Origin of the sequence: Superficieibacter sp. 1612_C1, assembly GCF_015234305.1 — a bacterium.
Classification (GTDB): Bacteria; Pseudomonadota; Gammaproteobacteria; order Enterobacterales; family Enterobacteriaceae; genus Superficieibacter.
In genome coordinates this window covers 281,911-307,174 of record NZ_JADGMI010000002.1, presented here as the reverse complement: position 1 = coordinate 307,174, position 25,264 = coordinate 281,911, and the positions used below count along the sequence as shown (strand labels likewise).

Annotated in this window: 21 protein-coding genes; 8 read left to right on the top strand and 13 right to left on the bottom strand. The window is 56.2% G+C overall.

Annotation, left to right across the window (positions count from 1 at the left end; all coding sequences use genetic code 11):
• Position 1 precedes the first annotated feature (1 nt).
• Positions 2-1,192 carry an MFS transporter gene (locus INT84_RS07740; protein ID WP_194206331.1) on the bottom strand — a complete coding sequence of 397 codons (1,191 nt, stop codon included), beginning with the start codon at positions 1,190-1,192 and terminating at the stop codon, positions 2-4.
• 184 nt (positions 1,193-1,376) lie between these two features.
• Here INT84_RS07740 and INT84_RS07735 point away from each other — a divergent pair, with 184 nt between their 5' ends.
• Positions 1,377-2,249, top strand: coding sequence for a LysR family transcriptional regulator (locus tag INT84_RS07735; protein WP_194206330.1), 873 nt, complete (start codon positions 1,377-1,379; stop codon positions 2,247-2,249).
• 28 nt (positions 2,250-2,277) lie between these two features.
• On the opposite strand, the gene glpT is transcribed toward INT84_RS07735, so the two are convergent.
• Positions 2,278-3,630, bottom strand: coding sequence for a glycerol-3-phosphate transporter (glpT, locus tag INT84_RS07730; RefSeq protein ID WP_194206329.1), 1,353 nt, complete (start codon positions 3,628-3,630; stop codon positions 2,278-2,280).
• A 252-nt stretch (positions 3,631-3,882) separates the two neighbouring features.
• On the opposite strand from glpT, the gene glpA reads away from it, so the two are divergent.
• From glpA to glpC, 3 genes are read left to right on the top strand one after another with little or no spacing between them, the layout of a single operon-like run.
• Positions 3,883-5,511 carry an anaerobic glycerol-3-phosphate dehydrogenase subunit A gene (gene glpA / locus INT84_RS07725; protein WP_194206328.1) on the top strand — a complete coding sequence of 543 codons (1,629 nt, stop codon included), beginning with the start codon at positions 3,883-3,885 and terminating at the stop codon, positions 5,509-5,511.
• Positions 5,501-6,760 carry a glycerol-3-phosphate dehydrogenase subunit GlpB gene (gene glpB, locus INT84_RS07720; RefSeq protein ID WP_194206327.1) on the top strand — a complete coding sequence of 420 codons (1,260 nt, stop codon included), beginning with the start codon at positions 5,501-5,503 and terminating at the stop codon, positions 6,758-6,760. Before glpA ends, glpB begins: the two co-directional genes overlap by 11 nt.
• Complete coding sequence (glpC, locus tag INT84_RS07715) at positions 6,757-7,950, top strand: anaerobic glycerol-3-phosphate dehydrogenase subunit GlpC (protein ID WP_194206326.1); 1,194 nt, start codon at positions 6,757-6,759, stop codon at positions 7,948-7,950. Before glpB ends, glpC begins: the two co-directional genes overlap by 4 nt.
• A 32-nt stretch (positions 7,951-7,982) precedes the next feature.
• Here the strand turns inward: glpC and INT84_RS07710 are convergent, their stop codons facing one another.
• The gene (locus INT84_RS07710) at positions 7,983-9,179 is read right to left on the bottom strand and encodes a nicotinamide mononucleotide deamidase-related protein YfaY (RefSeq protein ID WP_194206820.1); all 1,197 of its coding nucleotides are present in this window, start codon (positions 9,177-9,179) and stop codon (positions 7,983-7,985) included.
• Between the two features lie 86 nt (positions 9,180-9,265).
• A complete protein-coding gene (locus INT84_RS07705) occupies positions 9,266-9,808 on the bottom strand; it encodes a YfaZ family outer membrane protein (RefSeq protein WP_194206325.1) in 543 nt (180 codons plus the stop codon).
• Positions 9,809-10,190: 382 nt separating this feature from the next.
• Between INT84_RS07705 and katA the strand changes: the two genes are divergently transcribed.
• Positions 10,191-11,639 carry a catalase KatA gene (gene katA, locus INT84_RS07700; RefSeq protein ID WP_194206324.1) on the top strand — a complete coding sequence of 483 codons (1,449 nt, stop codon included), beginning with the start codon at positions 10,191-10,193 and terminating at the stop codon, positions 11,637-11,639.
• 182 nt (positions 11,640-11,821) lie between these two features.
• Here the strand turns inward: katA and menE are convergent, their stop codons facing one another.
• The 7 genes from menE to INT84_RS07665 all read right to left on the bottom strand — a co-directional run bounded on the left by menE (position 11,822) and on the right by INT84_RS07665 (position 18,520).
• Positions 11,822-13,180 carry an o-succinylbenzoate--CoA ligase gene (gene menE / locus INT84_RS07695; protein WP_194206323.1) on the bottom strand — a complete coding sequence of 453 codons (1,359 nt, stop codon included), beginning with the start codon at positions 13,178-13,180 and terminating at the stop codon, positions 11,822-11,824.
• Positions 13,177-14,142 carry an o-succinylbenzoate synthase gene (menC, locus tag INT84_RS07690; protein WP_194206322.1) on the bottom strand — a complete coding sequence of 322 codons (966 nt, stop codon included), beginning with the start codon at positions 14,140-14,142 and terminating at the stop codon, positions 13,177-13,179. The genes menE and menC overlap by 4 nt, the downstream gene beginning before the upstream one ends.
• Complete coding sequence (gene menB, locus INT84_RS07685) at positions 14,142-14,999, bottom strand: 1,4-dihydroxy-2-naphthoyl-CoA synthase (protein WP_176920362.1); 858 nt, start codon at positions 14,997-14,999, stop codon at positions 14,142-14,144. Before menB ends, menC begins: the two co-directional genes overlap by 1 nt.
• A 14-nt stretch (positions 15,000-15,013) precedes the next feature.
• A complete protein-coding gene (menH, locus tag INT84_RS07680) occupies positions 15,014-15,775 on the bottom strand; it encodes a 2-succinyl-6-hydroxy-2,4-cyclohexadiene-1-carboxylate synthase (RefSeq protein WP_194206321.1) in 762 nt (253 codons plus the stop codon).
• Entirely contained in the window at positions 15,772-17,442 is a 1,671-nt protein-coding gene (menD, locus tag INT84_RS07675) for a 2-succinyl-5-enolpyruvyl-6-hydroxy-3-cyclohexene-1-carboxylic-acid synthase (RefSeq protein WP_194206320.1), read from the bottom strand. The genes menH and menD overlap by 4 nt, the downstream gene beginning before the upstream one ends.
• Positions 17,443-17,699: 257 nt before the next feature.
• Positions 17,700-18,002: a stress response protein ElaB gene (elaB, locus tag INT84_RS07670; RefSeq protein ID WP_103674351.1), complete on the bottom strand. Its 303-nt coding sequence runs from the start codon at positions 18,000-18,002 to the stop codon at positions 17,700-17,702.
• 56 nt (positions 18,003-18,058) lie between these two features.
• Positions 18,059-18,520: a GNAT family N-acetyltransferase gene (locus tag INT84_RS07665; RefSeq protein WP_194206319.1), complete on the bottom strand. Its 462-nt coding sequence runs from the start codon at positions 18,518-18,520 to the stop codon at positions 18,059-18,061.
• Between the two features lie 66 nt (positions 18,521-18,586).
• Between INT84_RS07665 and rnz the strand changes: the two genes are divergently transcribed.
• Both rnz and INT84_RS07655 read left to right on the top strand, forming a co-directional pair.
• On the top strand, positions 18,587-19,504 hold the full coding sequence (gene rnz / locus INT84_RS07660) for a ribonuclease Z (RefSeq protein ID WP_194206318.1): 918 nt from the start codon (positions 18,587-18,589) through the stop codon (positions 19,502-19,504).
• Between the two features lie 82 nt (positions 19,505-19,586).
• The gene (locus INT84_RS07655; RefSeq protein WP_194206317.1) at positions 19,587-20,588 is read left to right on the top strand and encodes a chemotaxis protein; all 1,002 of its coding nucleotides are present in this window, start codon (positions 19,587-19,589) and stop codon (positions 20,586-20,588) included.
• A gap of 40 nt (positions 20,589-20,628) precedes the next feature.
• Here the strand turns inward: INT84_RS07655 and INT84_RS07650 are convergent, their stop codons facing one another.
• Entirely contained in the window at positions 20,629-22,215 is a 1,587-nt protein-coding gene (locus INT84_RS07650; RefSeq protein WP_194206316.1) for a VWA domain-containing protein, read from the bottom strand.
• 260 nt (positions 22,216-22,475) lie between these two features.
• Here INT84_RS07650 and INT84_RS07645 point away from each other — a divergent pair, with 260 nt between their 5' ends.
• Positions 22,476-23,468: a M28 family peptidase gene (locus INT84_RS07645; protein WP_194206315.1), complete on the top strand. Its 993-nt coding sequence runs from the start codon at positions 22,476-22,478 to the stop codon at positions 23,466-23,468.
• 333 nt (positions 23,469-23,801) lie between these two features.
• Here INT84_RS07645 and nuoN read toward each other — a convergent pair whose 3' ends face one another.
• A complete protein-coding gene (nuoN, locus tag INT84_RS07640) occupies positions 23,802-25,259 on the bottom strand; it encodes an NADH-quinone oxidoreductase subunit NuoN (protein ID WP_194206314.1) in 1,458 nt (485 codons plus the stop codon).
• Positions 25,260-25,264 lie beyond the last annotated feature (5 nt).

The following is a 25,264-nucleotide window of genomic DNA, read 5'->3' as shown; positions in this document are numbered from 1 at the left end:
GTTAATGCAGCGCTTTAGTGGAAACCAGTTTGACGTTGCCACGCATTTTCATCTGCACGATATACAGCGCGCCAGCAAGCACTACCACGACCGCCCCTACCAGATAAATCGCTCTGTACCCTATTCCCTCGACCATTAAGCCCATGATGAAGGCACCAATCGCCAGACCTGCATCCATCGCATTAAAAAATAGCGAGTTGGCGACACCGATTTTATGCGGTTCGACCGAGCTAATAATTTGCGTCTGGAATACCGGCGTCACCGAACCATAGCCAATACCAATCAGCGCACCGGCCAGGATCATGGTCACGCTACCGTGGGTATAGCCCAGCACCACCAGCCCGATAGTAAAGGCCAGCAGACAGGGATATACCACATACTTCGGTCCTTTCTTATCGCAGACATTACCCGTGAAGGTACGGCATACCATCAGGAACACGGCGTAACAGAGCAGGAAGTTACTGGCTGCCGCCATCAAATCCAGCTCGCGGGCGTAAAGCGACAGAAAAGCAGACACCCCCGCATAAGCAAAGGTCATAAAGAAAGTGACCAGCGCGAACGGTAACGCAGCGCGATCGAACATCGCGGCGAAGCCCAGCTTCGGTGCGGAACCATCCGCATGGCGGATCACCGGCGGCACGGCAACGATAAAGGAGAGCAGGATCCCCAGCATCGCCACAGCGGTACAGAGCCAGAAGGCGGGAATATACAGCGCATGCCGCGCCATATTAAGCCCTACCCACGGCCCTACCACCATGGCCAGGCCCATGGCTAAAGAGAAAAAACTGATGCCCTCTCCACGTCGGGAGGCCGGTATTAACCGCGCTGAAATCGTTCCTTTGACTGTCGTAATCACCCCAAAGGCGACACCATGAAGCATGCGAATTAACAGCAGTACTTCAATCGAATGACAGAAAGGATATAGCGCAGTGATCACCAAAAAGGCCAGAGAAGAAAGCACCAGAACCGTTTTATTCGAATATTTACCCACCCATTGCCCGGCAAAAGGCCGGATAATAATTGCCGCGCCGAGGAAGAACGTCACCAGAAGTCCGGCTTTATCGGCGGTGGCGTGCAAATTATCGGCGATATAAATAGGCAGTAAGGTCAGGAGCACATAAAACACAAAAAATATAATAAAGCTGATAATGGTTACGGCCCAAAAATCCTTTGTCCAGAGCTTTTCTTTCATAGAAAATAAACCTGTTCAGACGGCGCGCAGGTCTGCAATGTCCTGAAAATAGTTCACTGGAATACATTCACCAGACTTATAAATACTGTGCGTCATTTTGTGAGTTAATCGACAGAAAAAGTATAAGTTTACGCGCAGGATTAGTAAAATTAATCGTTTTAATGATATTAATTAGAAAACACTTATGACCATTATTCAAATGAACGCCCTTCTGGCGGTGCTGGAATACGGCGGCTTTACGGAAGCGGGCAAACGCCTGTATATGAGCCAGTCCGCCGTGAGTCAGGCGATTTTTGCCATTGAGGACGAACTCGGTATCAAGATCCTGATCCGCGAGCGGCGCAAAGCGCTACACCTTACGGCGGCCGGCGAACGGATTGTGGCGCGGGTACGCTCCATTATGCATGAGGTAAACGCCATCCGCGAAATCGCCGAGCAGGAGAAACATACCCCCGCCCGGCAAATCCGCATCGGCTGCTTTCCCAGCGTCTGCGCCTGTATTTTGCCGCGTATCGTGCGCTATTTTGAAACCCACTATCCGCATATTAAAATTATTCCCTATGAAGCCAACAGCGCGGAAATAATAGACTCGCTGCAAAAAGAAGATATCGATGCCGGCTTTGTCCATTTTCCGATAAATGGGATGTATTCTGTCCCAGTCTATACCGATAAATTTTGCGTGGTGGTGCCTGAACAGCATCCTTTTGCGCAGCGTAACAGCGTCTCTCTTGAGGCGTTATTTAACGAACCGCTGATTATTAGCAAAGGGCGCTATGAATTAAGTATTATGAGCCTGTTTAAAGAGCATAACATCACGCCAAAAATTAAATATGAATTCAACCATCCGGCAACGGCCATCAGTTTTATTCGTCAGGGACTGGGGATCGCCCTCTTACCTGAGCTGACGCTGGAAAGCGTGGAGCATAATCTCTGCTCTGTGCCGCTGGAGCCGACTTTTTACCGCACCATCTCACTGGTCAGTAAAGAAGAACCCATCAGCGGTAGTCCTCTCGCGTTGCTCAATGCCTGCCTGCAACATTCACCTGATGTGAAGTAGTCGGGCGGCATTGCGCCGCCCGGCAGGGTTAACGTCGCTTCTGCACAAGCGCGGCATGATGACGCTTCTCGCCGATCATCACCACAATCAGCAGGAGCACGGCCAGCACGCTGCCGCCAATCATCACAATAAATCCGCCGTCCCAGCCAAAGAAATCGACGGTATAACCGACAATCGCACTGGCTGCTACCGAACCGCCAAGATAACCAAACAGCCCGGTAAAGCCCGCCGCCGTGCCCGCCGCTTTTTTCGGTGCCAGCTCCAGGGCGTGCAGACCAATCAGCATCACCGGCCCGTAAATCAAAAAGCCGATCGCGATCATACAAATCATATCGACCGTCGGGTTGCCCGGCGGGTTAAGCCAGTAGACCACGGTGGCAATGGTCACCAGCGTCATAAAGAAGACCCCGGTCGCGCCACGATTGCCGCGGAAGACTTTGTCCGACATCCAGCCGCACAGCAGCGTACCGGGGATCCCGGCGTACTCATATAAGAAGTATGCCCAGGAGGATTTATCCAGCGCAAAATGCTTCACTTCTTTCAGATAGGTCGGTGACCAGTCGAGAATGCCGTAGCGCAACAGGTAAACAAATACGTTAGCAATCGCGATATACCACAACAGTTTGTTGGGCAGCACGTACTGCATAAAGATTTGCTTCGCGGTCAGCTCCTCTTCCGCTTTTTCGTTGTAGTCGTCCGGATAGTCGTTTTTGTATTCCTCAATAGGCGGCAAGCCGCATGACTGCGGGGTATCGCGCATCAGGGAAAAGGCAATCACTGCCACCACAATCGCGGCAAACGCCGGCATATAGAGCGCCGCCTTCCAGTCGTTAAACCACGCCATCCCCAGCAGAAACAGCAGCGGAGGGATACCGCCACCGACGTTATGCGCGCAGTTCCACACCGAGACGATCCCGCCACGCTCTTTTTGCGACCACCAGTGAACCATCGTGCGCCCGCACGGCGGCCAGCCCATGCCCTGAAACCAGCCGCAGATAAACAGCAGCACAAACATGATGGCAATGCTGGAGGTGGCCCAGGGCACAAAGCCCATAAACAGCATCACCGCCGCCGCCAGAATCAGCCCCGCCGGGAGAAAAACGCGCGGGTTCGACCGGTCAGAAACCGAACCCATAATAAATTTGGAGAAACCGTAGGCGATGGAAATCCCCGACAGCGCAAAACCCAGGTCACCGCGTGAAAACCCCTGCTCGACCAGATATGGCATGGCGAGAGCAAAGTTTTTACGCACCAGATAATAGGCGGCATAACCGAAGAAGATACCCAGGAAAATTTGCCAGCGCAGTCGACGATACGCCGGGTCAATTTCCGCCTCCGGCAGGCGGGCCCGATGAGGAGCAGGTTTAAAAATACTCAGCATAATAGCCTCCGTGGCCATGTCATATTCAGAGGTAAAAAGCAGAACGTCTGCTTCAGGTGTGTTCATAAAGTTAAAAAATCGGAAACTACAGGCTGAAGTAAAGCATAGTTTGTTACATTTTTATGACAAATGTTCAGAAAGGCGCATGACGTCACATTTCATCTTCGTAAAATGCGCGAATGTGCTCGAAATCAAACATTCACTGCGTTTTATATGGCTAAATGTTAATAAACGAACAGTAAGGGGAAGGCGATGAAGGCAGCGTTAGCGCAGGAAAGTGATGTGATTGTCATTGGTGGCGGAGCCACCGGTGCCGGTATCGCGCGCGACTGCGCCCTGCGCGGGCTGCGGGTTACGCTTGTGGAGCGTCATGATATCGCGACGGGTGCCACGGGGCGCAATCATGGATTGCTGCATAGTGGCGCACGTTATGCGGTGACCGATGGCGAATCGGCACGCGAATGCATTAGTGAAAATCAGATCCTCAAACGCATCGCCCGCCACTGCGTTGAACCCACCGATGGCCTGTTTATTACCCTGCCGGAGGATGAGTTGTCATTTCAGGCTACCTTTGTCAGCGCCTGCGAAAACGCCGGGATCAGCGCGGAGATTATCGACCCTGCCCTTGCCCGCCGGATTGAACCCGCGGTTAACCCGCACTTAACAGGCGCAGTCAGAGTCCCGGATGGCACCCTCGATCCCTTCCGCCTGACCGCCGCGAATATGCTGGATGCCCGCGAGCACGGTGCCACCATTCTTACCGCCCACGAAGTCACCGGGCTGGTGCGCAACGGCGCGACGGTGTGCGGCGTACATGTCATCAACCATCTGACCGGCGAAGCAGCGACCCTTCATGCCCCGGTGGTGGTCAACGCGGCAGGGATTTGGGGCCAGCGCATCGCGGAGTATGCCGACCTGAGTATTCGTATGTTTCCGGCCAAAGGATCGCTGCTGATCCTCGATCACCGTATTAATCAGCACGTGATCAACCGCTGCCGCAAACCCTCCGACGCCGATATTCTGGTGCCTGGCGATACCATTTCGCTGATCGGCACCACCTCCCTGCATATTGATTACGCTGAGATTGACCAGAATCGGGTGACGGCGGAGGAAGTTGACATTCTGCTGCGCGAGGGGGAAAAGCTGTCGCCGATTATGGCGCAGACCCGTATTTTACGCGCCTATGCCGGAGTGCGTCCGCTGGTCGCCAGCGATGACGATCCGAGCGGGCGTAACGTCAGCCGTGGCATTGTTCTCTTCGATCACGCCAGTCGCGACGGCATGGAAGGCTTTATTACGATTACCGGCGGCAAACTGATGACCTACCGACTGATGGCGGAATGGGCAACCGACGCCGTGTGCCGCAAGCTGGGAAATCACCAGCCCTGCACCACCGCCAGCACGCCGCTGCCCGGTTCGCAGGGTCCGGTGGAGCATACGCTGCAACGCATGATCTCCCTTCCTGCGCCGCTGCGCGGCTCAGCGGTATACCGTCACGGCGACCGTACGCCCTCCTGGCTGGGCGAAGGCCGCCTGCACCGCAGCCTGGTGTGCGAATGTGAAGCCGTGACTGCCGGAGAAGTCCAGTACGCGGTGGAAAATCTGGCGGTCAACAGCCTGCTCGATCTGCGCCGTCGTACCCGCGTCGGCATGGGCACCTGCCAGGGCGAACTGTGCGCCTGCCGCGCCGCAGGGCTACTCCAGCGGTTTAACGTCACCACCTCAGCGCAGTCATTATGTCAGCTTTCCGACTTTCTTAACGAGCGCTGGAAAGGCGTCCAGCCCGTCGCGTGGGGCGATGCGCTGCGCGAAAGTGAATTTACGCGCTGGGTTTATCAGGGCCTGTGCGGGCTTGAGAAGGAGCAAAAGCATGAGATTTGATGCGGTGATTATCGGCGGCGGTCTGGCGGGTCTGCTGTGCGGGCTGCGATTACAGAACGCAGGTCTGCACTGTGCGATCGTCAGCCGGGGGCAAAGCGCCCTCGCCTTCTCCTCCGGATCGCTCGATCTGTTAAGCGTCCTGCCGGATGGCACGCCAGTGACTGACATTCGCACGGGGCTGGAGAGGATCGGCACGATGGCACCCGACCATCCGTATTCGCTGCTGGGGGTGGAAACGGTGCTCACACTGGCCCAACAAACGCAGCAATTACTGGCAGAATGCGGGGCGTTAATGCAGGGAAATCTCAGCCGCAATCACTCCCGCGTGACGCCACTCGGCAAACTACGCAGCGCCTGGCTTAGTCCGCAAGAGGTTCCTGTCGCGCCGCTGACTGTCCGGCGAATTTGCGTGGCGGGCATTAGCGGCATGATGGATTTCCAGCCCCATCTGGCAGCCGCCTCGCTGTGCGAATACGGGCCAGAGGTGGAGGTCGCCGAAATCGACCTGCCGGAACTGGATGTGCTGCGCGACAACCCGACTGAATTTCGTGCCGTCACTATCGCCCGTTTGCTGGATGATGAAGCGCACTGGCCGCGGCTTTATCAGGCCCTCCTGCCGCTGGCGCAGCGCTGCGACGCGCTATTGATGCCCGCCTGCTTTGGCATGGAAGATCATCGCCTTTGGGAGTGGCTAAACCAACGGCTCCCCTGTTCGCTGCATTTATTACCGACGCTGCCGCCGTCAGTGCCTGGCCTGCGTCTGCATCGTCAGCTACAGCGTCAGTTTGTTAAATCCGGGGGCACCTGGCTGCCTGGCGACGAGGTTAAGCGGGTCACGCTGTGCGCAGGGAGGGTGAGCGATGTCTGGACCCGTCATCATGCGGATATTCCGCTGCGCCCACGTTTTGTGGTCCTCGCCAGCGGCAGCTTTTTCAGCAATGGTCTGGTGGCCGAACGCAACGCCATTCGTGAGCCTGTTTTAGGGCTTGAGGTCCGGCAAACCGCCACCCGCGCCGACTGGTATGCGCGTGATTTTTTCGCCCCTCAGCCGTGGCAGCAATTTGGCGTGAAGGTCGATAGCCGCCTGCGTCCGCAAGTGGAGGGTGAACCTCTTACCAATGTTTTCGCGGTCGGTGCGGTCCTTGGCGGATTCGATCCGATTGCCCAGGGGTGCGGCGGCGGCGTCTCGGCCGTTACCGCGCTATTTGCCGCCCGGCACATTATCGCGCTTGCCGGAGGTCAGTCATGAGCGACACGCGTTTTGAAAGCTGCATTAAATGCACGGTTTGCACCACTGCCTGCCCGGTGAGCCGCGTCAATCCGCGCTATCCCGGCCCGAAACAAGCCGGGCCGGACGGCGAAAGGCTGCGTCTGAAAGATGGCGCGTTGTATGACGAGGCGCTGAAATATTGCATCAACTGCAAACGTTGCGAAGTGGCCTGCCCCTCGGACGTGAAGATTGGCGATATTATCCAGCAGGCTCGCGCCCGCTACGATACCGCTCGCCCCTCGTTACGGAATATTATTCTGAGCCATACTGATTTGCTGGGCAGCGTGTCCACGCCGTTCGCGCCGGTGGTTAACGCCGCGACCTCGCTGAAGCCGGTGCGTCAACTGCTCGATCACGCGTTAAAAATTGACCATCGTCGCACGCTGCCAAAATACTCCTTTGGCACCTTTCGCCGCTGGTACCGGAGCGTGGCGGCACAGCAGGCGCAGTACCACGATCAGGTCGCCTTCTTCCACGGTTGCTTTGTGAATTACAACCATCCGCAGTTGGGCAAAGATCTCATTCGCGTGCTCAATGCGATGGGCACCGGCGTACAACTGCTGAGTAAAGAAAAATGCTGCGGCGTGCCGTTAATCGCTAACGGTTTTACCGATAAGGCGCGGAAACAGGCGGTCAGCAATGTGGCGTCGTTACGGGAAGCCATCAGTGGGAAAGGTATTCCGGTCATCGCGACCTCTTCCACCTGCACTTTCGCCCTGCGCGATGAGTATCCGCAGGTGCTGGACGTGGATAATAGCGGGCTACGCGAACATATTGAGCTGGCAACCCGCTGGCTATGGCGCAAACTGGACGCGGGGCAAAGGCTACCGTTGAAAACGTTGCCGCTGAAGGTGGTGTATCACACGCCGTGTCATATGGAGAAAATGGGCTGGACGCTGTATACGCTTGAACTGCTGCGTCTGATCCCAGGGCTGGAACTCACCGTGCTGGATTCACAGTGCTGCGGCATTGCCGGCACCTACGGCTTCAAGAAGGAGAATTACCCAACGTCGCAGGCAATAGGCGCGCCGCTATTTCAGCAAATTGAAGAGAGCGGCGCGGATCTGGTGGTGACGGACTGTGAAACCTGCAAATGGCAAATCGAGATGTCCACCAGCAAACGCTGTGAACATCCCATTACGTTACTGGCGAAAGCGCTGGATGGGTAACAGCACAACGTCAGCAGAGATGCGTTACGCGCCTACAGCGCCAGCGACTCCACCACGTTAATCCAGCCGTGTTCGCTGGCAATCGGTTTACCCGCCAGCCAGCGGCGCAGCATATTTAGCGCCATCATCGCAGAGACCTCCTGGCGGACCTGGAGGGAGTGGCGTGTGGCACTGAACTTCACGCGCAGCGCCCACGTGCCATCCGGGGTGGAAAGCGCAAAATTCAGGTGATCGGACTCCAGCCCGGTCACGGCCAGCGCCAGCCCGGCAAAGTGGCTGCGGCGACGTTCCCTCACCCAACGTGCGGTCTGCGCCAGCGTCTCTTCCTGGGCAGGGATCACCTCTGAGGCCAGCAACGGTGCACCGGCGCGCGAAAGCTGTAGCGCCACCAGACCGGCGGTAAATTGTTCACTGAGGGTCAGACTGAGCTGTCGCGCCTGAAGCTGGCGGGCGATCTCCGTCGGCAGCCCGTCGGTGCCTTCAAAAATCAGGCTCTCCCCGGCGACGCGCTTCACCTCCGGCCACAGGGCCAGCATCGCGTCGCGCTGCGTAGCGGGTCCGGTCAGCTTCAGTTCAATAATCGGCATCGAAGAGCGGTAGCCCATCGTGACGCCCGGTGGCAATACCAGCGGATCGAGGCTTTGCGCTAAATCGCTTTCTGAACGGCCAAAGGTGGTGAGGCGCAGGCACAACGGTGGTTCGACGTGGGTATAGCGTTTCTGTAAACGCGGCAGGATTTGCTGCTCAACCATCACTTTAAATTCCGACGGCACGCCGGGGGTGAAGAAAATCAGGCAGCGGTTAAGCTCAAGGGCAAATCCACAGGCGGTGCCGACGGGGTTATCCACCAGCTCGGCGCTGGCCGGAATTTCGGCCTGCTTACGGTTGCTGGGGGCCATGACGCGTCCACGTTCGCTAAAAAAGCGCTCCATTTGCGCCAGCCATGCTTCATGCAGCACCAGCGCTTCACCTTTCGCCGTGGCGGCGGCTAAGGCGCTTAAATCGTCACTGGTCGGCCCAAGCCCGCCATTAACGATCAGCACATCTGCATGTTCGCTGCGCTCACGCAGGATGGCGACTAAATCGTGCAGATTATCACCAACCGTATTGCGGCGAGAAAGCGGGAATCCCTGAGTAAATAAAAAATCGGCAAGCCAGGCGGCGTTGGTATCGACGATCTGCCCGTGCAGAACTTCGTCACCCGTGGATAGCATCTCCACATTTATCATCATTTTCTCCAGCAAAAGAGGACGATTAACTATAACGCATGCGGAGGGGAAAAAAAGCGGTGCGGCGATTTACCGCACCGTGGGGATCAGAAGCTGGCGTTCACGCCGACATAAGGACCGTCAGCCACCGCGCTGTCGCGGTCGCCATCTTTACCGGTTAGATTGATGTAGCGATAACCCGCTTCAACGCTTAACGGGCGCATGATGGTCATGCGCGCACCCGCGTTGGCTTCCTGGTAATCTTTTACGCCGCTGGAGAGCGAGTCAGGAGAGTAGTAATACTCGCCAAACAGGCGGAAACGATCGCCAATTTTCCACTGTAGGCCACCGCCAACCGCCGCTGCATAGCCTTCATCGCCTTCCTGAGGATTAAGGTAGACTCCTTTCCCTCCGGCGGTCGCCATAAACGGCCCCAGCGGAAGATTTAAACCTAAGCCGAGACCGGCGATATCGCCGTCATCGTCGTTATGCGCCCAGTTGCCGGTCATGGCCAGGCCGGTAGACTCAGTACCCAACCCTATACCGATATTGGTGTAATCTTCACCGGCTTGCCCGCTGATGCTGAGCGCATTGGCAGCAGCAGAAACGAAGATGAGTCCACAGACGCCCACCAGAATTCTTTTTTTCATTTTATTGCTTCCCACAAATGCAAAGTAAACATCCCGAAAACGCCAGGATTGTACAACCGAATCAGAGAGAAGCAATGCAAGAAAAACGCTATCGCCGACAATAAATGTAAGCCAGCATTGCCGCTGCATTGAGAGGCGAAAGGTATGGCTGTAATAGCGAGAGACAAATTGCGTAAGATCAATATATTGCTTACAAATATGCTCTAGATTAATTTCTTAAATTAAACGGAAATTAAATATTTTTTTAACATTTATATCCTGAATAATTCGGATTGCAGAAAGTCAGCAAATAAATATATCTCCAGGGACATAGATAATGATGAAACTGGGGTGCGTGAGCCTTATGCAGTTTGAAGTATGACGGGTATGTTGGGAGATAAAGATGAGCAAAAAAGGATTAACCACCTCCGCTGGCGCACCTGTTGCGCATAATAATAACGTCGCCACTGCCGGTCCTCGCGGTCCCATGCTGTTACAGGACGTCTGGTTTCTGGAAAAGCTGGCCCACTTTGATCGTGAGGTGATCCCGGAACGCCGTATGCACGCCAAAGGTTCTGGCGCGTATGGTACGTTTACCGTTACCCAGGATATTACTCACTACACACGCGCTAACATTTTTTCTGCCGTCGGTAAAAAAACCGACCTGTTTTTACGCTTCTCTACCGTCGCAGGCGAGCGCGGCGCGGCGGATGCCGAACGTGATATTCGCGGTTTCTCGATTAAATTTTATACCGAGGAGGGTAACTGGGATTTGGTCGGTAATAACACCCCGGTGTTTTACCTGCGCGATCCGCTGAAGTTTCCGGACCTGAACCACGTTGTGAAACGCGATCCACGCACCAACCTGCGTAATCCGACCTATAAATGGGATTTCTTTTCGCATTTGCCGGAATCGCTGCACCAGTTGACCATCGACTTCAGCGATCGCGGCCTGCCCTTCTCGTATCGCACGATGCATGGTTTTGGTAGCCATACGTTTAGCTTTATTAACCATAACAACGAACGTTTCTGGGTTAAGTTTCACCTGAAATCCCAGCAGGGGATTGCTAACCTGATGGATGATGAAGCCAAACGGCTGGTGGCGGAAGACCGGGAAAGCTCGCAGCGTGATTTGTTTGACTCCATTGAGAAAGGTGATTTCCCGCGCTGGAAATTTTACGTGCAGATCATGCCGGAAGCCGAGGCATCGAAAGTGCCTTATAACCCGTTCGATCTGACGAAAGTCTGGCCGCATGGGGATTATCCGCTGATTGAAGTCGGCGTGCTGGAGCTGAACCGTAACCCGGATAACTATTTTGCCGAGGTGGAACAGGTGGCGATGTCGCCCGCTAACGTGGTGCCGGGCATTGGTTTCTCTCCGGACCGCATGTTGCAGGGTCGTCTGTTCTCCTATGGCGATGCGCACCGCTACCGTCTGGGTGTCAATCATCATCAGATCCCGGTGAATGCCCCGCGCTGTCCGTTCCATAATTACCATCGCGATGGCGCGATGCGCGTGGATGGCAACAGTGGCAATGGTCCAACCTACGAACCGAACAGCTTTGGCGTTTTCCAGGAGCAGCCGGATTACAGCGAGCCGCCGTTAAGTGTGGAAGGAGCAGCGGATCACTGGAATCACCGTGAGGATACCGATTACTTCAGCCAGCCGCGTAAACTGTATGAGCTGCTGAGCGAAGAGGAGCATCAGCGGATGTTCGCCCGCATCGCCGGGGATATGAAAGACGTGCCGGAGTTTATTCAGCAGCGGCAGATTGGGTTGTTCAGTGAAGTGCATCCGGAATACGGCGCAGGCGTAGCGGCGGCGCTGGCGGCATTGAAGGAAGCTAACTAACCCATCAATCGGGGCTTCGGCTCCCTCGTGCCGGGTGGCGGCTTCGCCTTACCCGGCCTACAAAACCCGCTATATCAACGTGTTGAACGTAATCCGTAGGCCCGTGCAAGCGCAGCGCCGCCGGGCATTTTGTGCGCTGGTGCGTCGTTTAACACCCTGCCAAAAACCTCAGCCTCGTCAGCTTATTGCCCCGCGACCCACGCCTGCAACGCCTGCCGGGAAATTTTGATCCCGCCAGTTTTAAGCGTTTCAGGCAAGGGCAGCCAGCGTACCGGCTGCTGGAAACCGGCAAGTTTGTCTTTGACCCACAGGGATAACTGTGCGCTATTCAACGGCGTATCGCTCTCCACCACCGCGACCGGGCGTTGCCCAAATTCCGGGTCAGCGACAGGCACCACAAATACCTGCCTCACCTGCGGATGCGCGGCGATAATCCGTTCCACCTCTTCCGGCTGAACGCCCTCCCCGCCGCTGAAAAAGAGATTATCCAGCCTGCCGAGAATAGTTAACCTGCCGTCACGCAACTCGCCGCGATCGCGGGTGGCAAACCAGCCCCGGTCGTTTACCAGCGGCAGCACTTTTCCGTCACGCCAGTAGCCGTCAGCCATACTGGCAGCGCGCAGCCAGACTTCGCCGTTGACCAGTTGCATCTCTCGCCCCGGCAACGGCGTACCGACATCGGCCAGGCCGTCCGCTTCTTTCGCGCAAACCGTTGAGGCGAATTCCGTCAGCCCATAGCCGCACCAGCTATGGATGCCGCGCTGCTGCGCCTTGCGGGTCAACTCAACCGGGATCGCCGCCCCGCCTAATAATACGGCTTTCAGCGCGATGCGAGCATCGTCCTCCAGGAGCCGCCAGAGTTGCGTCGGCACCAGTGAAGCATGAGTACATCCTTCGAGCGCCTGCTCCAGTGGCTGCTTCACTCGCACCGTCAGCCGTGCCCCCGCCCGTAACCAGCGCCAGAGTATGCCCTGCCCGGAGACGTGAAACAGGGGTAGCGAAAGCAGCCAGTCATCTTCAGGCGCAAAGGGGATCATCGCCAGCACGCCTTCGGCGCTGGCAAGATGCGCCTCGCAGGTATGCACCGCCGCTTTCGGCAGCCCCGTTGAGCCGGAGGTTAAGGTCATCGAGGCCAGACGCTGAGGCTGCCAGACGACGGCATACTCTCCGTCGGTTTCTTTCAGCATTAACGCTGTGAGACCGGGAACATGCCGATCGCTTTCCGTGTCCAGCGCATGATGCAACGTCAGCCGGGGCAGCAGTTGATCCAGCAACGGCTGAGGTAATTGCGGGTTTAGTGGCAGCACCCTCGCACCGCACTGCAATAGTGCCAGCCATGACAAGAGCACAGCGGGATGATTCGCCCCGCGTAACATCACGCCATCGCCCTCGCGCACGCCCTGCGCCGCAAAGCCTGCCGCCAGCGCGTCAATGCGGATGCACAGCGTGCGCCAGCTTAACGTCTGGTTGTCGAGACGCAGCGCCTGCGCCTCTCCCCGCAGCCGCCGCCAGTGCCGCCACGGCCAGTCGGTAAAGATCATAGCAGCGGCTCCAGCGCACGTTGATCCAGGCACGGTAACGGGCTACCGGGCCAAAGGCGAAGTAATTGTGACTGCATCAGACTCAGGGTATCGAGACCGGGAATAGTCTGTGGCGTCAGCCAGGCAGCAAGGCGTGCCAGCTGGGTCAGCCCTAAGCTGGACTCAATCGACGAACTGATCACCGCCGTCAGTCCCAGCGCGTGCGCCGCGCTGACCTGCTCCCGCACCTTTTGCAGACTGCCGGTTAATGTCGGCTTAATGACGACCGCCCGCAGCCCAGGTTCCGCCGCGAACACAAAATCCGCCTCGCGCAGGCTTTCATCCCAGGCAATGCCAATGCCGGTTTCGCGGGCAAAAGCGCGGGAGTCTTCGCGGGTTTTGCACGGTTCCTCAAGAAAGGCAATACGGTTGCGCCAGGCAGGGTTAACGTATTTAGCAAACTGCTGCGCCTTGAGCGGCGTCCAGGCGCGATTGGCGTCAAGTCGAAGTTGCAGATCCGGAATCGCTTCCAGCAGCAGGTTGACCACCATGCCGTCACGTACAGCCTCATACAAACCGACTTTCACCTTCGCCACTTTCTCACCGGGCATCGCGGCCAGCACCGGCAGAAGCTCATCCGGATCGCCGGTGCACAGCGGCGCGGCGCGATAGTCCGCCGCCTGCGGCAGTTCATCATGCAGCTCCGCCAGCGCGCAACTGGTGCCAAATGCCACCGAGGGGAGTACGGGCGCGTCAGTATCGCCATGTTGCTGCCAGCGTTGCGCCCACTGAAGCAGTTCAGCCTGCGCCTCTTCCCGCGTTTCAGAGCTAAAACCCGGTAGCGGTGAGATCTCCCCCCACCCTTCGCGCTCACCGTCACTCAGGCATAAAAACAGCCCGTCGCGGGTTTTTAAACGCCGCTCCCGCAGTACTACCCCCGCGTCCATCGGGATCTGCCAACGCCAGACCTGCGCGCGACGCATTATGGGTTCCGTTTGAATTTGCTGAAGTCAGGCTGACGCTTCTGATTAAACGCGTTGCGTCCCTCCTGCCCTTCTTCGGTCATGTAGAACAGCATAGTGGCGTTACCTGCCAGCTCCTGCAAACCGGCCTGACCATCGCAGTCAGCATTCAGCGCGGCTTTCAGGCAGCGCAGCGCCATCGGGCTGTTTTGCAGCATCTCACGACACCAGCGCACGGTCTCTTTTTCGAGATCTGCCAGCGGAACCACGGTATTGACCAGACCCATATCCAGCGCCTGTTTCGCATCGTACTGGCGACACAGGAACCAGATTTCACGCGCTTTTTTCTGCCCGACGATACGCGCCATGTAAGATGCGCCCCAGCCACCATCGAACGAGCCGACTTTCGGCCCGGTCTGACCAAAAATCGCATTTTCAGCGGCAATCGTCAGGTCGCACATCATATGCAGTACGTGACCACCGCCGATGGAGTAGCCCGCCACCATAGCCACCACCGGTTTCGGGCAGGTACGGATCTGGCGCTGGAAATCCAGTACGTTCAGGTGATGGACGCCGGAGTCATCCTGATAGCCGCCGTAGTCACCGCGTACTTTCTGATCGCCCCCGGCACAGAAAGCCTGATCGCCTTCGCCGGTCAGGATAATCACCCCGATATTGTCATCGTAGCGGGCATCGGCCAGCGCCTGAATCATCTCTTTAACGGTCAGCGGACGAAACGCATTACGCACCTGCGGACGATTAATCGTGATTTTGGCGATGCCATCGGCAGATTTTTGATAGCGAATATCGGTGTAACCTTCTGAACAGTCCTGCCATTCAGCGGGGGCGTAAAGCATGTTTTCATCAGGATAAATCATCTTGTTTCCTTAGATCAAAGTGGCAATAACTGTGCCAGAGCGGCAGCAACGCCAGCGGGCGCTTCCCGGTGGGCATTGTGTCCGGCGGCAGAAATACAGTGGCAAGGTACGTTAAGTTCATCAGCAATCGCCCTGAACTTCGCATCACGCTCGCCGCAGAGATACCAGAAGGGAAAATCCCGGGCATAGAGCGCCGGGCGTAAATCAGGCTGCACCGCCAGCGAGGTTGCCAGCAGCATGTCCGCCAGCGCCGGACCGTTATTCTGCTGGCGGAGCAAAACCAGTTCATCACGCTGGGTGGCGGTGAGCGAAGCAAAAACGGGCTGCTGATACCAGAGTGCAAAGACCTCGTCGAGCGGCTGGTGGCGAAAGCGCCCGGCCCAGCGCTGATCTGAGAGCCAGCGATCGTGACGAGCCGTGTCATCCTGCAAACCCGGATGCCCGCCCTCCACCACTACGCCCCGCAGTCCGGGCCATTTGGACTGGCAAGCCCAATGCATCGCAACGCGGCCGCCGAGGGAGTACCCCACCAGCCAACATTCAAGTATGTTGTAACTAATTAGCGTAGCGGTAAGCGCCGCATCCACATTGGCAAATCCATCGGCCCGCAGCGCCGCTGAACCGCCGTGGCCGGGCAGGTCAATATAGAGGCGCGAATAGTCCTGAAACTGCTCCCCGATTTCACACCATTCACGGTGGTCGCCGGAAAAACCGTGCAGAAAAACCAGCCAGGGCTTCGCCGTCGACCCACGTTTCGCGACCGCATGGAGCTTCACAGCTGGCTTACCTGAGCAAGAAGGTGCTGCAAGGTCTGCGCGCCGTCGGTGCTGTTCACCACCACCTCTACAATGGTTGCCGAAGGCGTGCGCCATGCCCCTGCCAGCGCATCCTCAAACGCTTCCCAGTCACCGACGCGCGCATAGCCGAGGCCAAACATCGCGGCCGCATGATCAAAGTGGAGGTTTTGCGGCATCGTGTAAAAACGTTCGCGTTCGTTGACCGGCGTCGGCAGCAGGGAAAATATCTGCCCGCCGTTGTTATTCACCACGATAAGCACCAGCGGCGCTGAGACCTGACGCAGCAGCGCCAGGCTATTGAGATCGTACAAAGCAGATAAATCGCCGACAATCGCCAGCGTCGGTCTGGCGCTGGCGCGCTGGACACCCGCCGCGGTAGCGATGAGTCCGTCAATGCCGCTGGCCCCGCGATTGCTGTATACCGGATAGCCGGCGGGAAGCTGGCCCAGGGCGTCAATCAGACGCACTACCAGGCTGTTACCGACAAAAAGCTGCCCCTGTTCCGGCAGATAGTCGCTGATACGATGCGCCAGTTGTGCTTCGCCAAACGTCTCTCGAGTGGCCTGCACTTTTTGCCATGCCTGCTGCGCCAGCTGCGGAACGGTCACGCACCAGGGCTGGCGTTTTTCTGCCGGATGTTTAGCCAGCCAGTCGCTCACCGTGCTAACCAGTCGGCGTCCGCGATGCTGCGCCGGATCGAGGCGTCCGGTGAGATTATCGACCAGCCAGTACTCTTCCGGCCCGCAGCTCATCTGCCACTGTAAAAGTCGTTTCCCGGTCAGGCTGCTGCCAAGCTGAACCACGATTTGCGCCTGCTGAAGCTCGCTGACCGCCTGCGAATTACCGAGCCACAAATCCGCGCAGGGCAGCGGCTGCCCGGTTTGCGCCAGCACATCACCAATCAGCGGCCAACCCAGCGTTTTCGCCCATTCCGCAACCTGTTTCCCCTCGGTCGCGCTCATTCTGCCGGCAATCACCACACCGCGCTTCTGCCGCCAGTAAAACCAGTCGCGTTGGGTCTCGCTCTTGAGCGTTAGCGTACTCTGTAGCCAGGGTTTTTCATCCTGCCACCAGTCGCCCAGCGCCTGTTGCCACGCCAGATCGGTATCGTCCATTTCGCCGTATAACGGCTCGGCAAAAGGACAGTTGATATGCACGCCGCCCGCGTGCAGGTTTCCCAGCGCGTTGTCAATTGAGGAGACCAGCCATCTGGCCGGAATGTCCGGGCTGGGGCGAGGCAGCGACAGCGACTGTGCCGGATGAGTGGCAAACATGCCCGGCTGGCGGATTGCCTGGTTTGCGCCGCAATCAATCAGTTCCGGTGGACGGTCGGCGGTGAGAAGAATGAGTTTTTCGCCGGTCAGTCCCGCTTCTATCAGTGCCGGATAGAGATTAGCCACTGCCGTCCCGGAGGTGACAATCACCGCCACCGGCTCGCCGCTGACTTTTGCCAGCCCAAGCGCCAGATGCCCCAGCCCACGCTCATCAAAATGGGTATGCGGGATAAGCATTCGGTTTGCTGCCGCCGCGAGCGTCAGCGGTGTGGAACGTGAGCCTGGTGCGATACACACATGCCGCACGCCGTGGCGCGTTAAGGCTTCCAGAATGACCGTCGCCCAGCGTCGGTTAAATGCGCTTACTGACATAAATTTGTCCGCTATCAATATTGCGACACATTATAAATAATAGAAAATGATGAATTTTTGATATGAGTCGGGATTGTGTGAGTCATTGCGACAAAAGCGGCAATAAATCCGGTCACGCGGTCTTAAGAGAGAGGGGGTAAGGCAGGTCGTGAGGCTCAACAGTCAGAGAAACGCACTTCTCCTCCCGCTTAAAACCCGGCAATTATAAAGGGTACTGCCGGAAAAGGCAGTACCCATGAGGGGGGAGAGTCAGGAAATTAGCCGCGAAGCAGCAGACCCAGTACCAGGCCCGCCGCCGCGCCAATACCGACGCCCTGCCACGGTTTTTCGCGTACATAGTCATCCGCGCGGTAAGCAACTTGTTTTGCCCGGTAGTAATAGGTGTCAGACGCCTGGCTTACGCGGTTTTTCACGTCTTCCAGAGACTGCTCGGCACGCGCTTTCAGCTCAATGTATTTCTGATCGGTAGGATCCCCGGAGGAGCGTAGTACTTCCTCCAGCGTCTCGCTCAGAAGAGTCAGATCGTCGTCGATTCGTGATTCATAAGAGTGATAAGACATTTGCTTTCTCCATGTTTTACAAGGCCAGTCAGATAACTATAGACAATGACTTTGCGTTACGCCTGGTCAACTTCACGCGCCATGCCAATATGCGGAATATCATCCTCCAGATAAATCTCCGTCACCGGGCGAAAGCCAAACCGGGCATAGAAATTTTGCAAATGGGCCTGCGCACTCAGGTATAACGCGTGCTGCGGCCAGTGCTGCTCACAGCTTGCCACCGCTCTGGAGAGAAGTTGATACCCCAGTTTTTCGCCGCGAACCGCCTCGCTGACAATCACCCGACCAATCACCACCGGGTCATATTCGCTCTCACTTTTCAGAATCCTCGCATACGCCACCAGCGTATTATCGCGCCAGCCGAGGAGATGCCGGTTCTCGCCCACCAGATCGTCATCATCAATATCCAGGTACGGACAGTTTTGTTCAACGACAAAGACTTCACAGCGCAGTTTGAGCAACGCATAAAGCTGAGGAACGGTTAACTGCGAATGATGAAGATCCTGCCACTGAATCATGCTGTGCTCCTTATTGAGATCGTCGCGTTATAATGAGGTTTTCATACGCGGCGAGGGTAACAATTGATGGAATTAACTTTTTTGGGAACGTCCGCCGGGGTGCCGACCCGTACGCGTAATATGACGTCGATTTTAGTAAATTTGCAACAGCCAACTGCCTCTGCCATATGGCTGTTTGACTGCGGCGAAGGTACTCAGCATCAATTGCTTAACACGGTTTTCCATCCTGGCAAACTGGATAAAATCTTTATTACCCATCTGCACGGCGATCACCTTTTCGGTCTGCCCGGTCTGTTATGCAGCCGTTCGATGCAGGGTAACCCGCAGCCGCTCACGCTCTACGGACCAAAAGGATTACGCGAGTTTGTCGAAACCGCGCTGCGCTTAAGCGGTTCGTGGACCGATTACCCGCTGACGATTGAAGAAATCAGCGCCGGTCACGTGCTTAGCGACGATCGCTATACCGTCACGGCGTTTGCCCTTAATCATCCGGTGGAGTGTTACGGCTATCGTATCGAAGAGCACGACAAACCCGGCGCGCTGAATGCCGCAGCGCTGAAAGCCGAGGGCATTGTGCCCGGCCCGCTGTTTCAGCAGCTCAAGCAGGGACTGACTGTCACCCTGGAGGATGGCCGGGTGGTTAACGGCCAGGATTATCTGAGCGCGCCAACGCCGGGCAAAAAGCTGGCCATTTTTGGCGATACCGCGCCCTGCCCCGCCGCGTTAAGCCTCGCTGACGGCGTAGACCTGATGGTGCATGAAACCACGCTGGAGCACGCTATGGCGGAAAAAGCCAATAGCCGGGGTCACTCCTCCACGGTCCAGACCGCCGAACTGGCAAAGGCGGCTGGGGTTGGCAGGCTGATAATGACTCACGTCAGTTCCCGCTACGATGCCGCTGGCTGCGCAGAGCTTCTGGCGGAGTGCCGTCGCGTATTTCCTGAGACCCAGCTGGCGGAAGATTTCGCCGTCGTCACGGTTTGAATGTAAAGCCCTCGATTTTTTCCACAAGATGCCGATAACCCGGTAATACGGTTTCGCGTTTACCTTACCTCCTGAGGGTTTTATGGATACTTTTCAGAAAGACATCGACGACAGGGCCAATCTGACCCTGTCGAACCGCTTCGAACTGCTGCTGTTTCGTCTTGGCGAGTCCGCCCATGATGCGAAATCCGAGCTGTTCGGCATTAACGTCTTTAAGCTGCGCGAGATTGTCCCGATGCCGACCTTCACGCGTCCGGCGGGGATCAAACCGCCGCTGCTCGGAATGGTCAATATTCGCGATCAAATTATTCCTGTGATCGACCTTCCTGCCGTCGCTGGCTGTAAGCCCTCAACAGGGCTGAATATTTTATTGATTACTGAGTACGCCCGCAGCGTGCAGGCCTTTGCGGTGGAGTCGGTGGAAAATATTATTCGCCTCGACTGGACGCAGATCCATACCGCCGAGAAAGCCATTAACGGTCAATACATCACCAGCATCGCCTGTCTTGATGAAGATAAAAACAGTAATAATCTCGCGCTGGTCATCGACGTTGAACAGATCCTGTATGACATCGTTCCGGCGGAACACGATCTGCACGCTACCAACTTACAGACGCAAAAATTTAAGGTGAAAGCCGGCTCTACCGCCATCGTGGCGGAGGATTCGAAAGTGGCGAGAATGATGCTGGCGAAAGCCCTGGAGTCGATGGAAATCCCGGCGCAGCTGCATATTACCGGTAAAGAGGCATGGGAAAAAATCGAAAAGCTGGCTGAAGAAGCCCGCAATGAAGGCGTACCGGTAACCGATAAAATTTCGCTGGTGCTCACCGACCTGGAAATGCCGGAGATGGATGGCTTCACCCTCACCCGCAAGATCAAAACCGATGAGCGTCTGAAACATATTCCGGTGGTGATCCACTCGTCGCTGTCCGGCAACGCTAACGAAGATCATATTCGCAAAGTACAGGCCGACGGCTACGTGGCGAAATTTGAGATTAACGAACTCTCTTCGGTCATTCAGGAAGCGCTGGATCGCGCGGCGACAAACGGTCAGGGACCGCTGATCAGCCGCAAAAGCGCCTGACGTAACAGGGGATGCCTGTCATGCAGACATCCCCTGACGCTCAGTGAGATAAGCCTTCCGCCAGTTTCACCAGTTTACTAAACTCCGCGCGATAGCCTTGCTTATCGTCCCCGCGCGCCTGTTCACTCCATTTAATAATTTGCGGCCAGGTCGTATCCGCCAGATATTCTGAACCACGCAGTTTTTGCCCGTATGCCGCCACCGCAGCCCAGAAACGAAAATCTTCTGAGGCGTTAGCAAAGGTTGGCATCTCGCCCTTAACGACCGGGAACTCGGCTAAGGTACTTTCGCTGGCCTGCGGCGCTTTCCAGCGCAGCTTGATCCACGCCAGCTCATCAGATTTTGTTGGTTTTGATGCAGCTTTGTTCTGAGCATAGCGCAGTTTATCCACCGAGGCTTTCTGCCCGTTAAGCGTCAGTTCAAAGAACAGCGTGACGTGTTTACCCGCGCCGATATCGCCAGCATCCACCTTGTCGTTATTAAAATCCTCGTCGCGCAATTGACGTTTTTCATAACCAATCTGCCGGTACTCGGTCACCCACTGCGGATTAAATTCGATTTGCGATTTTACATCTTTGGCAACGGTGACCAGCGTTTGATGCATTTCATCATAGAGGACTTTCTGCGCCTCGGAGAGGGAGTCGATATAGCTGTAATTGCCGTTACCCACATCAGCAATTTTTACCATCATGGCTTCGTTGAAGTTGTCATCACCGACGCCCAGCGTGGATAAGGTAATCCCTTTTTCGCGCTCTTTTTTCACCAGCGCTTCGATGTCTTTGGGATCGGTAATACCGAGGTTAAAGTCGCCGTCGGTGGTCAGCAAAATACGGTTTACGCCGCCTTTGATAAACCCTTTTTCGGCCTGCTCATAAGCCAGCCGTAATCCCGCTTCACCACCGGTACTCCCGTAAGCATCCAGACTTTCAATCGCCGCTTTAATCGCGGTTTTGTTATTCCCCGCTGTAGGCGCAAGCGCGACGTGGGTACCGCCCGCGTAGGTCACAATCGTGATGTTATCCTGCGCGCGCAGGTCGTTTACCAGCAGTTTTAGCGCCGACTGGATCAGCGGCAGGCGTTCCACTGGCTGCATAGAGCCGGAAGTATCGATCAGAAAGACCAGATTGGCAGGCGGCAACTCCCCGGTCTTCATGTCCCTTGCCTGAACATCGACTTTTAACAGCGTGCGCTGCGCGTTCCACGGCGAGGGAGCCAGTTCGTATTTGACCGCAAATGGCATCGGTTTACTGGCGGCCTCTGAGGTGTTGATATCTTTTTTAAACTGAGGGGCAGGGAAATAGTTGAGCATCTCTTCTACTCGCACGGCGTCGGGCGGCGGCAGTTGCCCCTGATTCAGAAAGCGCCGCACGTTAGCGTAGCTTCCGGTGTCCACGTCAAGGCTAAACGTGGCGAGGGGTGCCTGGCTTACCTGTTTAATCGGGTTTTCATCGTAGTGGGTATATCTGGCGCTGGAGACAGGAGACGGCTTTATGGATGCGCTGCCGCTTTGCCATCCTCCGCTCGACTGCATTGATACTCCTGACGAGGCAGAGCCGACGATGCCCTGGCTACAGCCGCCCAGTAAAAGCATACATATAGATATTATTAATACATTGTCATTATTCATACAAATTCCTTTTTAAATACTCCAACTAATTCACGTTACAGGAAAAAACGCTTCAGATGCTTTTGAAAAGCGGTTGTGCCAGCCTGCCGGAACGGAGTCCTGAGATGGACCGAATAGCCCGCAGCCATCACATATACAATATGAAGTATGACGAGTATATATTTCCCTACCCTCCCTTGCATAAAAAATAAATAATACCTGAACAGAAGAACTCATAATTTTAAAAAATATAAAATGGAATTATATTTTCAGAATAAATAATGCCTATATTAAAAAAGAAATTATCCTTCAGCTTGTTCGCTATCTTTATTAGCATCATGTCCGGCGCGATTATCCTGTATCAGCCGTGGGTAACACCCTTATCGTCAAGTCAGCAGCACGCCGATCCACAACGGCTGGAGAAAGACGTTCGCTATTTCTCCGAAACCCTGTATCCACGCAGCGCCGATCGCCGCGAACATCTGGACGCCGCGGCAAAGTATATTACGCAGGGGTTTGAGCAACACGGCGCGCAGGTCAGCGAACAGGCTGTGCCGGTAACGGGAGGCCCTTTCCGTAATATCATCGCCCGCTATGGCCCGCAGCAAGGCCCGGTGATTATCATCGGTGCGCATTATGATGCCGTGGCCGGAGGTGATGGTGAGGCTATGCACTACACGCCCGGCGCGGACGACAATGCCAGCGGCGTCGCCGGTCTGCTGGAGCTGGCGCGCCTGCTGCAACACGCGCCGCTAAAAACCGGCGTCGAACTGGTCGCCTATGCTTCGGAGGAACCGCCCTTTTTCCGCAGCGATGAAATGGGCAGCGCGGTCCACGCCAGCACTGTGCAGCGCCCGGTAAAACTGATGGTAGCGCTGGAAATGATCGGCTATTACGATTCACAGCCCGGCAGTCAGCGCTATCCCTTTTCCGCACTCAGCGCGTTATATCCCGATCGCGGAGATTTTATTGCCGTAATTGGACGACTGAACGATATCAGCGCGGTGCGCGAGGTGAAAGCGGCGTTGCTGGGTGCCGAAGGCTTACCCGTCTACTCCATCAACGCCCCGGAATGGGTGCCTGGTATCGACTTTTCCGATCATATGAATTACTGGCGTCAGAGCATCAGCGCGGTGATGATCACCGATACGGCGTTTTATCGCAATACGGAATATCACCAGCCGGGAGATACGGCGGATCGGCTGGATTATGGGAAAATGGCGCGGGTGGTGGACGGGGTTTTTATATTATTGATGAATGATAAAAATGAATAAAGCTTTTCCGGCTGTTGGCGGATGCGTTTTTATTACTGTGCTATTAGCAAAGAGGTAAATCCAGAATAAAACATTACACCACTGGATTTATGTTCGGCTTTTATGCTTTTTAACGCAAAGCGAAATGTCCATATACTGTGGAATTATGCCTGACGGCGCTGCGCTTGCGCAGGCCTACAGATCACGAATAACCTGTTGGTATTCATCATTTTCGCAGGCCGGGTAAGGCGAAGCCGCCACCCGGCAAAACGGCGCATACAATAGCCAGGCAGGTTTGTTATCGACCATAAAAAAACCGCCTATTTCGGCGGTTTTTTTACTTCTGCATCGCGCTTACATCAGCGGCAGCGCCCGCTGCACGATACTAATCAGCGGCTGCGGCCAGACGCCGAGGATCAGCACCAGCAGCGCGGAGATCAGCACCACGATACCGCCCGCGCTGTACTGCCAGTTCGACGGCGCATCGCGGTTCAGTTTCTCCGGCGCACTCAGGTACAGGCTTACTGCCACGCGCAGGTAGTAGTAAAGACCAATCGCGGAACCGACAACCACCGCGCCAACCAGCCACCACAGGTGCGCCTGTACACCGACGGCCAGCACGTAGAACTTACCGATAAAGCCGAGCGTCATCGGGATACCTGCCAGCGACAGCATCATCACCGTCATGACCGCAGCCAGAATCGGACGGTGCCAGAACAGACCGCGATAGGAGAACAGGGAATCGGCATCCGGGCCACGGTACGGGCTGGACATCAGGCTGACCACGCCGAACGCGCCGAGGCTGCTGAACAGGTAACCGGCCAGATAAACGCCTACCGCTTCCATCGACATCTCGCCGCTTTGCAGGGCAATCAGCGCCACCAGCAGATAGCCGAGGTGGGAAATGGAGGAGTAACCGAGCAGACGTTTGATATTGGTCTGGCTCAGCGCCATCAGGTTACCGAAGATGATGGAGGCAAAGGCGATAACACCCAGCACCACGCGTACCGCTTCACTATGGCCTACCGGCGCGTAGAGGAACAGACGCATTACCACGCCGAAGATAGCGATTTTGCTTGCCGTCGCCAGGAAGGTGGAAACCGGCGCAGGCGCGCCCTGGTAAACGTCCGGCGTCCACAGGTGGAACGGCACCAGCGACAGTTTAAAGCCGAGACCGACGATCATCAGACCGAGACCTGCCAGCAGCAGCGGCTCGTGCAGCATGCCGTCGCCGAGGCTCTTACCGATGGCGAGGAACGACAGGTTGCCGGACTGCGCGTACACCAGCGCCATACCGAACAGCAGGAAAGACGAGGCTGCGGCAGAGAGGATGGTGTATTTGATGCTGGCTTCCAGCGAGCGTTTCTGACGGAAGGCGTAACCCACCAGGCCAAACAGCGGCAGCGAGATCAGCTCAATACCAAGGAACAGCGACGCCAGGTGGTTGGCGTTTGCCAGCAGGATGCCGCCCAGCGCGGCAATCAGCACCAGCAGGTAGAACTCTTCCTGATTGTCGTTATAGCCTTCCAGCCACGGGTAGGCAAAGGTACAGGTGGCGAGGCTCGCCAGCAGGACCAGCCCGGTATAAAGCATTGCATATCCATCGACGCGCATCAGCGGCGTGACGTCCATTGCGCCCGCCTGGCCAACAAACCAGAGCGAAACTAACGCGACATTAAGCCCAATGACCGACAGCGTGGCATTGAGAAAATGATTGCGTCGCCACGCAATGCTGAGCATCACGACCACCACCGTCAGACCGACGATTAGCAGCGGTAGCAGCGCAATCAGGTGTTGTGGAGTTATTGTCATGGCGA